This is a genomic window from Pseudomonas kribbensis (assembly GCF_003352185.1).
Classification (GTDB): Bacteria; Pseudomonadota; Gammaproteobacteria; order Pseudomonadales; family Pseudomonadaceae; genus Aquipseudomonas; species Aquipseudomonas kribbensis.
The window spans coordinates 1,286,647-1,299,768 of sequence record NZ_CP029608.1 but is presented as its reverse complement, the minus strand read 5'-3'; the positions used below and the strand labels follow the sequence as shown (position 1 = coordinate 1,299,768).

Genomic DNA, 13,122 nt, shown 5'->3' with positions numbered 1-13,122 from the left:
ACACCCCGCTCTACTGGCACAGCGGGCGAGAAGGGTTTGCCAATCGGGCTTTGCATCAGTTGAGTCCGTAGAGCTACCTTTCATCCAGGCATGTAGACCAAGAGGAGGCTCTACTACCGCCTGTTCACGGCAGATTCAGACCATGTAAGACACCCTTGCGCTTGACTGCATAGGACTATATATAGGGATGCCGGTGCGCACGTGACAGGCACCTTTCTTCTGTCACCTCACAAGGCAAAATACGATGAAAAAATTGATTGAGACAGTCAAAAAGGCCGGCGAAGATGCTATCGACTTTGCGGTAGATCTGGATCTTACGTCCACTCCTACCTCGCGTGCAGGTCATACGATCGAACGGGTAGGGAAAATGGATGAAGCGGAAGTGGATCATGAAGTGATCGCTCTTCAGCTCACCAAAAATAGTAGAAAAGGTAATCAGTACGAAGCTGATGAGATCCCGACCTTGGTCAAGGTTTATCAGGATACTCATTCTGCCGTTGGCGTTACTTCAGCTCAGACGCGCGCTCTGATTCGTGATCAGCAAGTGGAATCAGGGCAAGAGAGCGATGAGGCCAATGGGGCTCTACCTGCTTAATTACTCTGATGGGAACGGCGGCGTCCAGGCTAACTGGACGCGCACCAGTAGCAGCCCCTGCCCCAGCGTAAGGATCATGAGGGACTTGCTCAACGGCCACCAAATCCAGCCGATCGTTGAAAAGTCGCAGACCCGACCCCTTCAGCTCAAACTTCCTACCCGTTTGCGTTTTGATATATTTAAAAGCAATTCATTCAGCAACAAGCTGCTGGAGCGGGATCAGTAATTGTAGGGGACTTCAAGCGCTGACAGGAGCGCCTGCGCGAACAATCATGCGAACGGATGGAAAGGAAACTGCTTTTCCTTTCAATATAGCGTCAGCACGCTTCACCATTTCTACTTCAATCTCTAAACCGGACTTGCGGCGAGACTCAAGAGCTTCAAAATGGGCTCTAGCAAGTTTCAGTGCATTCATTTGCAGTCCTCCTGAGCACAACAATCAATCCAATTCCGAGGCCAATTTTAGCATCTTCGACAACTGATAGCAAATTGGCTTCATTAGTGCAACAAACTGACGCGCACGCTCCTCGCCTTTGAAAATATCATCTTTATTACGATAAACATTTAGCATGGCAATAATTTCGCCTTCCAACTCAATAGGCATCGATAGAATCGACTGTGCTTCGCGACGATTCTCATAATAATTTCGAATACCCCTCGCATACTCTTTATGGTAACGCGGATCGGCAGTGGAGAGTCCGTCCAGCCATTTCGTGATCTCTTTTGTCGTGTTGCCAACATAGGAGGCGGATCCATTGACTACCCCCTCCGGGGCGCCAGGAAGATTTGGTTGGACATAACCAACTTGCGTTGAAAACGGCAAGCATAGGGGCTTGACCATATCATCAGGTGCTCTGTCGACTACGTTCGATCGGGTAGTTAAGGCAGAGTTCTCGATAACCAGCAAACCCGTTGAGTAATCAAGTCTGGCTTCAAGATTGTCACGATATAGAAAAAATGGGCTTTCAGTAATAATAGACTCGAAGGGATTGCCTGGGGTTTTGAGCGACTCCATGCTGTCCGGATGAATGACAATCATTATATTGGCGCGATACACCATAGTATCTTTTTCAGAAGCCACACCATCCCAGAGCTTCGCGAGGCCCAGCACAACTTTCAAGACCCCTCGAATCGAGTTTTCTAAGCTATCGGAGGTCAGCGTTTTTTCGCGATATAGAATTTTAGTATTTCTGCGAACATCGCCTACTTGTCTAATAGCTTCACTATAAACATCCAAAAAATTTTGTGGCGGAAGCGTCGACATGCTGTCTTGAAACTCTTTTACGCGACTGTTAACAACCTCACCGAGAGCCCTCTCACGAAAATAAATGACAAGTATAGCTAGACCGATAAGTAGGAGCGTAAGTTTAAGCTCCCAACTTTCAGGAGGTGTTAGCTCACCTGTGAACTGCTTGATAAGTTCACCACCTTGGTCAACGACTTTACTGCTATAAATTGAAACTGCCGACGCCGCAATCACACCGATAAAGGCAACTAACGCTGCTCCCAAGGCGCCTGCCAGCAAGCTATCTTTCTGCTTGGGTCTGGCAGAGCTCAAGGTGATAAATGGGTCTTTTGGACTCACGGACTTACGGGTGAACGGCGTACTCAAGCTCATCTTGCTGCTAAAAAAACGGCTGACTTTGGTGCGCAATGAGGCGTTCCCCTTTACGTCCTCGGATGCATTGCTCATGCAGAAATCCCATCCATGTTGGTTTCAATTCGCTTTGACGCATGAGCCCGAATTTCTAGAACTGGGCACAGCCTTATGGTGCATTCATAGTGCCAGCAATAGGGACGTTGGGAGAAGACGCTTTTTGGTCAATCTAGCGGCAGCGCAGGCCTCGCGCGCGCCCCCCCGTCTTAATGGAGTCGCTTGCGGACTACTGAGAAAAATCCAACGTAAAAATTGGTGCTCTGTGGGCAGCGAAAAATGACGGGGTGGATCCTCCTGTCACCCCAGAACAGCAGGCACGCTGGGAAGTTTCGATGCAGTGCTCAGACATATAGACAATTTCCACAATCAAGCAGCACAGGCAGGCGTTTTTGTCCCATTAACGTGCCAGTGTCCATTTGCTTGGCAAAAAAATGGACATCACCACAATAGTCATAAGTTGTTGATTTTTATTGATTTAATACTGTCCATTTTGGCATAGAAAATTGGGTGTACGCATCGGAGAACAACAGCGGCGGCAGGAACAGAAACAGGAACAGCTCGGGATCGAGCGCCACATGCAGGCCAAGTGTTGGCCAGGCCAGCAAGGCCCCGGCGGCAATCTGCACCAACGGCAGCGGCAACGGGATGACCCGTCCGACCAGACGCGAAACGCTGACCAGCATCAGCAGGATCAGGACGGTATAAGCGGTTTGCATAAAGCGGAAATCCCGGACAATCGACAGCGTTGAACTGCCATATTAGCCGCTTAGGCTGTGGCTGACCGTTGCACCTATGTCGCACATCGGTGGACGGCGGCCAGTGACAATGGGACAAACCCCGGCCAGCGGCGACGCCGAAACCGTCCGGTCGTGGCATAATCCGTCACCTTTTCTTTCCGGCAACCTGTAAAGGGGGCAATTCCTTGACCGTTTCAAGCAAAACGTTGCACCTTTTCGGCATCAAAGCCTGCGACACCATGAAGAAGGCGCGCACCTGGCTCGATGAACACGCTGTCAGCTACGACTTCCACGACTACAAAACCGCCGGCATCGACCGTGAACACCTGACCCAATGGTGTGACGAACACGGCTGGCAAACGGTGTTGAACCGCGCAGGCACGACCTTTCGCAAGCTCGACGACGAACGCAAAGCCGATCTCGACCAGTCGAAAGCCATCGAACTGATGCTCGCTCAACCCTCGATGATCAAGCGCCCGGTGCTCGATCTCGGTGACCGAACCCTGATTGGCTTCAAGCCAGATATCTACGCGGCCGCGCTCAAGTAAGCAGCCCGTCACTTTTTGTAGAGGTATTCACATGTCCAACTCCCTGTTCAGTATTGCCTTCGGCGTCGGCACCCAGAACCGTCAAGGCGCGTGGCTGGAAGTGTTCTACGCTCAGCCGCTGCTCAATCCTTCGGCCGAACTGGTCGCTGCCGTTGCACCGATCCTCGGCTACACCGAAGGCAACCAGGCCATCAGCTTCACCACCGCACAGGCCGCACAACTGGCTGAAGCCGTGAAAGGCATCGACGCCGTCCAGGGCAAGCTGCTGACCCGTCTGGCCGAAAGCCACAAGCCGCTGGTCGCTACCCTGCTGGCTGAAGACGCTCAGCTGACCTCCACGCCAGAGGCGTACCTGAAGCTGCACCTGCTGTCCCATCGTCTGGTCAAGCCGCACGGCGTGAGCCTGGCCGGGATCTTCCCGCTGCTGCCAAACGTCGCCTGGACCAGCCAGGGCGCCATCGACCTGAGCGAACTGGCCGAGCTGCAACTCGAAGCCCGTCTGCGCGGCGAGCTGCTGGAAGTGTTCTCGGTGGACAAGTTCCCGAAAATGACCGACTACGTGGTACCGGCCGGCGTGCGTATCGCTGATGCCGCACGTCTGCGTCTGGGCGCCTACGTGGGCGAAGGCACCACCGTGATGCACGAAGGTTTCATCAACTTCAACGCCGGCACCGAAGGCCCGGGCATGATCGAAGGCCGCGTCTCCGCTGGCGTGTTCGTCGGCAAGGGTTCGGACCTGGGCGGCGGTTGCTCGACCATGGGCACCCTGTCGGGCGGCGGCAACATCGTGATCAAGGTCGGCGAAGGCTGCCTGATCGGCGCCAACGCCGGTATCGGTATCCCGTTGGGCGACCGCAACACCGTCGAGTCGGGCCTGTACGTGACCGCCGGCACCAAAGTCGCGCTGCTGGACGAGCACAACAACCTGGTCAAAGTGGTCAAGGCCCGTGAACTGGCTGGCCAGACCGACCTGCTGTTCCGTCGCAATTCGGAAACCGGTGCCGTGGAATGCAAGACCCACAAATCGGCGATCGAACTGAACGAAGCGCTGCACGCTCACAACTAAGCAGCACATTGATAACCTGTGGGAGCGAGCTTGCTCGCGAAGCTTTTTGGCGTCCTCAAGGACGCCTTCGCGAGCAAGCTCGCTCCCACAGGGTCAGGCGTATACCACATGATGATTCCCTCCCCCTGGCGCGCCGATTTCCCGGCCATCGCCGCCCTGCAACGGCAAGACCAGACCTATCTGGACAACGCCGCCACCACGCAAAAACCCCAGGCCCTGCTCGACGCGCTGGCGCATTACTACGCCAACGGCGCGGCCAACGTGCATCGTGCCCAGCATCTGCCCGGCGCCCATGCCACGCAGGCGTTCGAGGACAGTCGCCTGAAGGTCGCCCAGTGGCTGAATGCCGGTGACAGCGGGCAGATCATCTTCACCCACGGCGCCACCAGTGCGCTGAATCTCCTGGCTTATGGCCTGGAACATCTTTTCCATCCGGGCGATGAAATTGTCATCAGCGCCCTGGAGCATCACGCCAACCTGCTGCCGTGGCAGCAACTGGCACATCGTCGCGACCTGAAACTGGTGATCCTGCCGCTGGACGATGACGGTGTGATCGACCTCGCCGCCGCCGTTCACCTGATCGGTCCGCGCACCCGTCTGCTGGCGGTCAGCCAGTTGTCCAATGTGCTCGGCGCCTGGCAACCGTTGCCGGCCCTGCTGGCGATGGCCAGGGCGCAAAACGCGCTGACTGTGGTTGATGGCGCTCAAGGCGTGGTCCACGGCCGCCATGACGTGCAGGCACTGGGTTGCGACTTTTATGTGTTTTCCAGCCACAAGCTGTACGGCCCCGATGGCCTCGGCGTGCTGTTCGGGCGCAATGAAGCGCTCGAACAACTGCGGCCGTGGCAGTTCGGCGGCGAAATGGTACTGGAAGCCAACTATCACGAATCCCGTTTCCGCCCTGCTCCGCTGGGCTTCGAAGCCGGAACGCCGCCGATTGCCAGTGTGATCGGCCTCGGTGCGACCCTCGACTACCTCGCCGGTCTGGAACTGGACGCGGTGTCCGCCCACGAAGCCGCGCTGCACGATTACCTGTTGCGTGGCCTCGCCGCCCGCAATGGCATTCGCCTGCTGGGCAAGCCACAGCTGGCGCTGGCCAGTTTTGTCGTCGAAGGTGTGCACAACGCTGATCTCGCGCACTTGCTGACCGAACAGGGCATCGCCGTGCGTGCCGGTCACCACTGCGCGATGCCGCTGCTCAAGCGCTTTGAACTGGCCGGGGCGATTCGTGTGTCGCTGGCGCTGTACAACGACTCCGAAGATCTGGAGCGTTTCTTTGAAGCGCTGGATCAGGCGCTGGAGTTGTTGCGATGAGCCTGCCGGTCGAGGCAGCCGAAGCCCTGCAAACCTTTCAGAACGCCGCCGGCTGGGAACAACGGGCGCGGTTGCTGATGCAGTTTGGTGATCGCCTGCCGCCGTTGAGCGATGCGGACAAGTGCGAGGCCAACCGGGTGCATGGCTGTGAAAGTCAGGTGTGGCTGGTCGGCGAGTTGCGCGATGGCCACTGGCAGTTCGCGGCGAGCAGCGATGCGCGGATGATTCGTGGATTGGTGGCGTTGTTGCTGTTGCGGGTCAACGGCTTGAATGCTGAAGAATTGCAGCAGGTGGATCTGCCGGACTGGTTCAATCAGTTGGGGCTGTCGCGGCAGCTGTCGCCATCGCGCAGCAATGGCCTGAATGCCGTGCTCAAGCGGATGAACGAGCTGGCTGGTTAATCGCTTTCGCGAGCAGGCTCGCTCCCACATGTGAATGCATTCCAATGTGGGAGCGAGCCTGCTCGCGAAGAGGCCTTAAGGCGCCACATCAAGCCTGAGGCTTGACCCGATCCGCCGGACGCCGGACGCCCGCGACAATCTTGTCCACCGCCTTGGTTGCCGCGACCATGCCGAACGTCGCCGTTACCATCATCACCGCGCCAAACCCGCCGGCGCAGTCCAGCTTCACACCGTCGCCGACAAAACTCTTCTGCAGGCAAATGCTGCCGTCCGGTTTCGGATAGCGCAGCTGTTCGGTGGAGAACACGCACGGCACGCTGTAGTGACGGGTCACAGTGCGCGAAAAGCCATAGTCGCGGCGCAATGTCGAGCGCACTTTCGAAGCCAGCGGATCGTTGAAGGTGCGGTTGAGGTCGCAGACCTGAATCAATGTCGGATCGATCTGCCCGCCGGCACCGCCGGTGGTGATGATCTGGATCTTGCGTCGCTTGCACCAGGCAATCAGCGCTGCCTTCGCGTTGACCGCATCGATGCAGTCGATCACGCAGTCGATGTTCGGCGTGATGTATTCGGCCATGGTGTCGCGGGTGACGAAATCCGCCACGGCGTGCACTTTACAGTCCGAGTTGATACCGCGCAGACGCTCCGCCATCACTTCGACCTTGGGTTTGCCGACGGTGCTGTCCAGCGCATGCAACTGCCGGTTGGCGTTGCTGACGCAGACATCGTCGAGGTCGAACAGGGAAATCTCGCCCACCCCGCAACGGGCCATGGCTTCCGCCGCCCAGGAACCGACGCCGCCAACGCCGACAATCGCCACGTGGGCGGCGCGCAGACGCTCCATCCCTTCAATGCCATACAAACGGGCGATGCCTGCAAACCGCGGATCTTCTGTACTCATGACCATTACCCCAAAAACCGGCGCGCATTATAGGGCCGTCGGCGGCCAAGAGCACCTTTGCGCTATGAACGGCGAACCTGCCTGCTTTAATTAAAGCTGCACGTAACAAAGTTTTGCCTTACATGCTGAAACGAAAGAACTTAAGTCGGGTTGGATTGCCCAACGTCCGGCATTTCCCTGTCTGTTGTAGGACTCGGCGAACTGCCGGTGTAGGATGCGCGCCCTCAGGCGTCAACCAGCCGACCCTTCGTTCCACAGACCTTGGAACCCGACACAGCTATGTCATCGCGTAAATTTGGACTCAACCTGGTGGTGGTTCTGGCAATCGCCGCCCTGTTCACCGGTTTCTGGGCGCTGATCAACCGCCCCGTCTCCGCGCCGAACTGGCCGGAGCAGATCTCCGGTTTCTCCTATTCACCGTTCCAGCAAGGACAGTTCCCGCAGAAGGATCAGTATCCGACTGACGACGAAATGCGCCGCGACCTGGAGATCATGAGCAAGCTGACGGACAACATCCGCATCTACTCGGTCGACGGTTCCCTGCAAGACATCCCGAAACTGGCTGAAGAGTTCGGCCTGCGCGTGACCCTGGGGATCTGGATCAGCCCCGATCAGGAACGCAACGAACGGGAAATCACCCGCGCCATCGAACTGGCGAACACCTCACGCAGCGTGGTTCGCGTGGTGGTCGGCAACGAAGCGATCTTCCGCAAGGAAATCACCGCCCAGGAACTCAGCGTGCTGCTCGACCGCGTGCGCGCGGCCGTGAAAGTGCCGGTGACCACCTCCGAACAGTGGCACGTCTGGGAAGAACACCCGGAACTGGCCAAGCACGTCGACCTGATCGCCGCGCACGTTCTGCCTTACTGGGAATTCATTCCGGTGGACAAGGCCGGGCAGTTCGTTTTCGACCGTGCCCGCGACCTGAAAAAGATGTTCCCGAAAAAGCCGCTGCTGCTGTCTGAAGTGGGCTGGCCGAGCAACGGCCGCATGCGCGGTGGCGCCGATGCGTCGCCGGCGGATCAGGCGATCTACCTGCGCACGCTGGTCAACAAACTCAACCGCCAGGGCTTCAACTACTTCGTGATCGAAGCGTTTGACCAGCCGTGGAAGGCCAGCGACGAAGGTTCGGTCGGCGCCTACTGGGGCGTGTTCAACGCCGCGCGCCAGCAGAAATTCAACTTCGAAGGCCCAGTGGTGGCGATCCCGCAATGGCGCGTCCTGGCCATCGGCTCGGTGGTGCTGGCGCTATTGTCACTGACCCTGCTGATGATCGACGGCTCGGCCCTGCGCCAGCGCGGCCGTACCTTCCTGACCTTTATCGCGTTCCTCTGCGGTTCGGTGCTGGTGTGGATCGGTTACGACTACAGCCAGCAATACAGCACGTGGTTCAGCCTGACCGTGGGCTTCCTGCTGGCGCTCGGTGCGCTCGGGGTGTTCATCGTGTTGCTGACCGAGGCCCACGAACTGGCCGAAGCGGTGTGGATTCACAAGCGTCGCCGTGAATTCCTGCCGGTGGTCGGCGATTCGGACTACCGCCCGAAAGTCTCGATCCACGTGCCTTGCTACAACGAGCCGCCGGAGATGGTCAAACAGACCCTCAACGCCCTGGCCAACCTCGATTATCCGGACTTCGAAGTCCTGATCATCGACAACAACACCAAGGATCCTGCGGTCTGGGAACCGGTGCGCGACTACTGCGAAACCCTCGGCCCGCGCTTCAAGTTCTTCCACGTTTCGCCCCTGGCCGGTTTCAAGGGCGGCGCGCTGAATTACCTGATCCCGCACACCGCCAAGGACGCCGAAGTCATCGCAGTCATCGACTCCGACTACTGCGTGCATCCGAACTGGCTCAAGCACATGGTGCCGCACTTTGCCGACCCGAAAATCGCTGTGGTGCAGTCGCCGCAGGATTATCGCGACCAGAACGAAAGCACCTTCAAGAAGCTTTGCTACGCCGAATACAAAGGCTTCTTCCACATTGGCATGGTCACCCGCAACGACCGCGACGCCATCATCCAGCACGGCACCATGACCATGACCCGTCGCTCGGTTCTGGAAGAACTGGGCTGGGCTGACTGGTGCATCTGTGAAGACGCCGAGCTTGGTCTGCGGGTGTTCGAGAAAGGCCTGTCGGCGGCTTATTACCACGACAGTTATGGCAAGGGTCTGATGCCGGACACCTTCATCGACTTCAAGAAGCAGCGTTTCCGCTGGGCCTACGGTGCGATCCAGATCATCAAGCGTCACACCCGCAGCCTGCTGCGCGGCAAGGACACCGAGCTGACTCACGGCCAGCGTTACCACTTCCTCGCGGGCTGGCTGCCGTGGGTGGCGGACGGCATGAACATCTTCTTCACCGTCGGCGCGTTGCTGTGGTCGGCGGCGATGATCATCGTGCCGCAACGGGTCGATCCGCCGCTGCTGATCTTCGCGATCCCGCCGCTGGCGCTGTTCGTGTTCAAGGTCGGCAAGATCATCTTCCTGTACCGTCGCGCCGTGGGCGTGAACCTGAAAGATGCGTTCTGCGCGGCACTGGCCGGCCTGGCGTTGTCGCACACCATCGCCAAAGCGGTGCTGTACGGCTTCTTCACCAGCAGCATTCCGTTCTTCCGCACCCCGAAAAACGCCGACAACCATGGCTTCTGGGTGGCGATTTCCGAGGCCCGGGAAGAGCTGTTCATCATGCTGCTGTTGTGGGGCGCGGCGCTGGGGATTTACCTGGTGCAGGGCATTCCGAGCAACGACATGCGTTTCTGGGTGGCGATGCTGCTGGTGCAGTCGCTGCCGTACGTGGCGGCGCTGATCATGGCGTTCCTGTCGTCGCTGCCGAAACCTTCGGCGGCGCCTGAACCGGCACCTGTCGTCTAATTCCTCGACGAAGCACTAAACGGCGGCCAATGGTCGCCGTTTTGCTTTAAGATAACCGCCATTTTGCGGGGCTTGGCGTGATATCCAACCCTGTGGGAGTGAGCTGGCCCGCGATGGCAATGTAACAATCAGCCTTTATGTTGACTGACACACCGCCAACGCCAGCAGGCTGGCTCCCACTTTGGCCCTCGCCCAATTTCAATCCGGAGTTTTCCATGACGGCCCACGCCGACCTTTCGCCGACCCTCCAACTCGCCATCGACCTGATCCGCCGTCCGTCCGTGACGCCGGTCGACGCCGATTGCCAGAAGCAGATGATGCAGCGCCTGGGCGATGCCGGTTTCACCCTGGAGCCGATGCGCATCGAAGATGTGGATAACTTCTGGGCGACTCACGGCAAAAACGACGGCCCGGTGCTGTGCTTCGCCGGCCACACCGACGTGGTGCCGACCGGTCCGGTGACCGCCTGGCAGATCGATCCGTTCAACGCGGTGATCGACGAGCACGGCATGCTCTGCGGCCGTGGCGCGGCGGACATGAAAGGCAGCCTGGCCTCGATGACCGTGGCGGCCGAACGCTTTGTCGCCGACTACCCGGATCACAAGGGCAAGGTCGCATTCCTGATCACCAGCGATGAAGAAGGCCCGGCGCACCACGGTACCAAGGCCGTGGTCGAGCGTCTGGCCGCCCGTAACGAGCGTCTGGACTGGTGCATCGTCGGCGAACCGTCGAGCACCACGCTGGTGGGCGACGTGGTGAAGAACGGTCGTCGCGGCTCCCTCGGCGCCAAGCTGACCGTGCGCGGCGTGCAGGGCCACGTGGCTTATCCGCACCTGGCGAAGAACCCAATCCACCTCGCGGCTCCGGCTCTGGCCGAACTGGCCGCCGAGCATTGGGATCACGGTAACGACTTCTTCCCGCCGACCAGTTTCCAGATTTCCAACGTCAACTCCGGCACCGGCGCGACCAACGTGATTCCGGGCGATCTGGTGGCGTTGTTCAACTTCCGTTTCTCCACCGAATCGACTGTCGAAGGCCTGCAGAAGCGCGTCGCCGACATCCTCGACAAGCACGGCCTGGACTGGCACATCGACTGGGCGCTGTCCGGTCTGCCGTTCCTCACCGAGCCGGGCGCGCTGCTCGACGCGGTGTCGTCGAGCATCAAGCAGATCACCGGTCGCGAGACCAAGGCGTCCACCAGCGGTGGCACCTCCGATGGCCGTTTCATCGCGACCATGGGCACGCAGGTTGTTGAGCTGGGCCCGGTCAACGCGACCATCCACCAGGTCAACGAGCGCGTGCTGGCGGCCGACCTCGACGTGCTGACCGAGATCTACTACCAGACCCTGATCAAGTTGCTCGCCTGATGCTCGCGTGCCCGATCTGCAGTGAACCGCTGAACGCGGTGGACAATGGCGTGGTCTGCCCCGCCGGCCACCGCTTCGACCGTGCGCGCCAGGGTTACCTGAACCTGTTGCCGGTGCAGCACAAGAACAGCCGCGATCCCGGCGACAACCAGGCGATGGTCGAGGCCCGCCGCGACTTTCTGAACGCCGGGCATTACGCACCGGTGGCGAAGCGTCTGGCGGAATTGGCGGCGGGTTATGCGCCGGCCCGCTGGGTCGATATCGGTTGTGGCGAGGGCTACTACACCGCGCAGATCGCCGAGGCCTTGCCGGATGCTGATGGCTACGCGCTGGACATCTCGAAGGAAGCGGTCAAACGCGCCTGCAAACGCAATCCGGCGCTGACGTGGTTGATTGCGAGCATGGCCCGCGTGCCATTGGCTTCCGGCAGTTGCCAGTTTCTGGCCAGCGTCTTCAGTCCGCTTGACTGGGAAGAGGCCAAGCGCCTGCTCAGTGTCGGCGGCGGCCTGATGAAAGTCGGCCCGACCAGCGGCCATCTGATGGAACTGCGCGAACGCCTGTACGACGAAGTACGCGAGTACACCGACGACAAGCACCTGGCCCTGGTGCCGGAAGGCATGGCGCTGGCCCACAGCGAAACCCTGGAATTCAAGCTGACGCTGGACAAGCCCGAGGATCGCGCCAACCTGCTGGCGATGACACCCCACGGCTGGCGCGCCAGTGCCGAACGCCGTGCCGCAGTGATCGAACAGCCCGAGCCGTTCGTGACCACCGTGTCGATGCGCTACGATTATTTCGTTCTTCAATAACTTTTGGACTCGGGCAAGCAGCCCGGGGCCGGCTAAATCCGCGAATGGATTTTTCAGACCCGCAGTGAGGATATCCATGCGCCAACCGGACATCGAGATTTACCTGAAAGACGCCGACGTCGACCACAAGGCCATTTCCGCCTGGCTGGGCGCCGCCCTTGGCCCATGCAGCGACTGGGTACAGAAAGGTCAGACCTACAAATGCAAGGCCGGCAACATCCCGGTGACCTGGCTGCCGAAAGCCGTGGGCAAGTGGAACAGCCTGTACCTGGAAAGCGACCAGACGCCATGGGATGACGATATCGCCTGTGCCCGTGCAGCGTTTGCCGCGCTGAACGTCGAAGTGCGCTGCGCGCCGGGGACGTGGATCGAGGAAGAAGGTGAGGAAACGGCGGATCGCTGGATTCGCATCAGCGCCGATGGTGAAGAAGAGATCACCTGGAAAACTGCGTAACCCTGATCGCTCGCATGCTGCGCGCTCTGATCGTTCCCACGCTCCGCGTGGGAATGCAGCCCGGGACGCTCCGCGTCCCAAAGCGGACGCAGAGCGTCCATTGAGGCGTTCCCACGCAGAGCGTGGGAACGATCATCAGAGGCCTACAACGTCTTCAGCCTGCAATCCCTTCTGCCCTTCCACCACCGCGTATTCAACCTGCTGACCCTCGGTCAGCGAACGGTGGCCTTCGCCGCGGATCGCGCGGTAGTGCACGAACACGTCCACCCCGTCTTCGCGCTGAATGAAGCCGTAGCCCTTGGCGTCGTTGAACCACTTCACGTTGCCGGTTTCACGTGTTGCCATCTGTTCATACTCCTTTTTTATTATTGAACAGGCTTTTCGCAGGAAAGCCTTTGCGGA

13 protein-coding genes and 1 pseudogene are annotated in these 13,122 nt (G+C 59.1%); 9 read left to right on the top strand and 5 right to left on the bottom strand.

Annotation, left to right across the window (positions count from 1 at the left end):
- Positions 1–244: 244 nt before the first annotated feature.
- Entirely contained in the window at positions 245–595 is a 351-nt protein-coding gene (locus DLD99_RS05885; RefSeq protein ID WP_208647510.1) for a hypothetical protein, read from the top strand.
- A gap of 238 nt (positions 596–833) precedes the next feature.
- Here the strand turns inward: DLD99_RS05885 and DLD99_RS29180 are convergent, their stop codons facing one another.
- The 3 genes and pseudogenes from DLD99_RS29180 to DLD99_RS05870 all read right to left on the bottom strand — a co-directional run.
- Positions 834–1,010, bottom strand: coding sequence for a hypothetical protein (locus DLD99_RS29180; RefSeq protein WP_167443759.1), 177 nt, complete (start codon positions 1,008–1,010; stop codon positions 834–836).
- Between the two features lie 24 nt (positions 1,011–1,034).
- Positions 1,035–2,288, bottom strand: a complete 1,254-nt coding sequence (locus tag DLD99_RS05875; RefSeq protein ID WP_208647509.1) for a GAF domain-containing protein — start codon at positions 2,286–2,288, stop codon at positions 1,035–1,037.
- Positions 2,289–2,740: 452 nt separating this feature from the next.
- A pseudogene (locus tag DLD99_RS05870) lies at positions 2,741–2,968 on the bottom strand (cation:proton antiporter domain-containing protein); the annotation flags it as partial.
- A gap of 260 nt (positions 2,969–3,228) precedes the next feature.
- Here DLD99_RS05870 and DLD99_RS05865 point away from each other — a divergent pair.
- The 4 genes from DLD99_RS05865 to DLD99_RS05850 all read left to right on the top strand — a co-directional run bounded on the left by DLD99_RS05865 (position 3,229) and on the right by DLD99_RS05850 (position 6,318).
- Complete coding sequence (locus DLD99_RS05865; RefSeq protein WP_042607053.1) at positions 3,229–3,537, top strand: arsenate reductase; 309 nt, start codon at positions 3,229–3,231, stop codon at positions 3,535–3,537.
- Between the two features lie 31 nt (positions 3,538–3,568).
- Positions 3,569–4,603 carry a 2,3,4,5-tetrahydropyridine-2,6-dicarboxylate N-succinyltransferase gene (gene dapD, locus DLD99_RS05860; RefSeq protein ID WP_085712832.1) on the top strand — a complete coding sequence of 345 codons (1,035 nt, stop codon included), beginning with the start codon at positions 3,569–3,571 and terminating at the stop codon, positions 4,601–4,603.
- A gap of 108 nt (positions 4,604–4,711) precedes the next feature.
- Positions 4,712–5,917 carry an aminotransferase class V-fold PLP-dependent enzyme gene (locus DLD99_RS05855; protein ID WP_114881569.1) on the top strand — a complete coding sequence of 402 codons (1,206 nt, stop codon included), beginning with the start codon at positions 4,712–4,714 and terminating at the stop codon, positions 5,915–5,917.
- Entirely contained in the window at positions 5,914–6,318 is a 405-nt protein-coding gene (locus tag DLD99_RS05850; RefSeq protein WP_114881568.1) for a SufE family protein, read from the top strand. The genes DLD99_RS05855 and DLD99_RS05850 overlap by 4 nt, the downstream gene beginning before the upstream one ends.
- 88 nt (positions 6,319–6,406) lie before the next feature.
- Here DLD99_RS05850 and tcdA read toward each other — a convergent pair whose 3' ends face one another.
- Entirely contained in the window at positions 6,407–7,225 is an 819-nt protein-coding gene (gene tcdA / locus DLD99_RS05845) for a tRNA cyclic N6-threonylcarbamoyladenosine(37) synthase TcdA (protein ID WP_114881567.1), read from the bottom strand.
- Between the two features lie 273 nt (positions 7,226–7,498).
- On the opposite strand from tcdA, the gene DLD99_RS05840 reads away from it, so the two are divergent.
- The 4 genes from DLD99_RS05840 (at position 7,499) to DLD99_RS05825 (ending at position 12,720) form a co-directional block, all read left to right on the top strand.
- Positions 7,499–10,090, top strand: coding sequence for a glycosyltransferase (locus DLD99_RS05840; protein ID WP_114881566.1), 2,592 nt, complete (start codon positions 7,499–7,501; stop codon positions 10,088–10,090).
- A gap of 215 nt (positions 10,091–10,305) precedes the next feature.
- Positions 10,306–11,457 (top strand): succinyl-diaminopimelate desuccinylase, encoded by a 1,152-nt coding sequence (gene dapE, locus DLD99_RS05835; RefSeq protein WP_114881565.1) that lies wholly within the window; start codon positions 10,306–10,308, stop codon positions 11,455–11,457.
- Complete coding sequence (locus DLD99_RS05830; RefSeq protein ID WP_007954754.1) at positions 11,457–12,266, top strand: putative RNA methyltransferase; 810 nt, start codon at positions 11,457–11,459, stop codon at positions 12,264–12,266. Before dapE ends, DLD99_RS05830 begins: the two co-directional genes overlap by 1 nt.
- A gap of 76 nt (positions 12,267–12,342) precedes the next feature.
- Entirely contained in the window at positions 12,343–12,720 is a 378-nt protein-coding gene (locus tag DLD99_RS05825) for a hypothetical protein (RefSeq protein WP_114881564.1), read from the top strand.
- 135 nt (positions 12,721–12,855) lie between these two features.
- On the opposite strand, the gene DLD99_RS05820 is transcribed toward DLD99_RS05825, so the two are convergent.
- Positions 12,856–13,065 carry a cold shock domain-containing protein gene (locus DLD99_RS05820; protein WP_007954750.1) on the bottom strand — a complete coding sequence of 70 codons (210 nt, stop codon included), beginning with the start codon at positions 13,063–13,065 and terminating at the stop codon, positions 12,856–12,858.
- Positions 13,066–13,122: the final 57 nt, after the last annotated feature.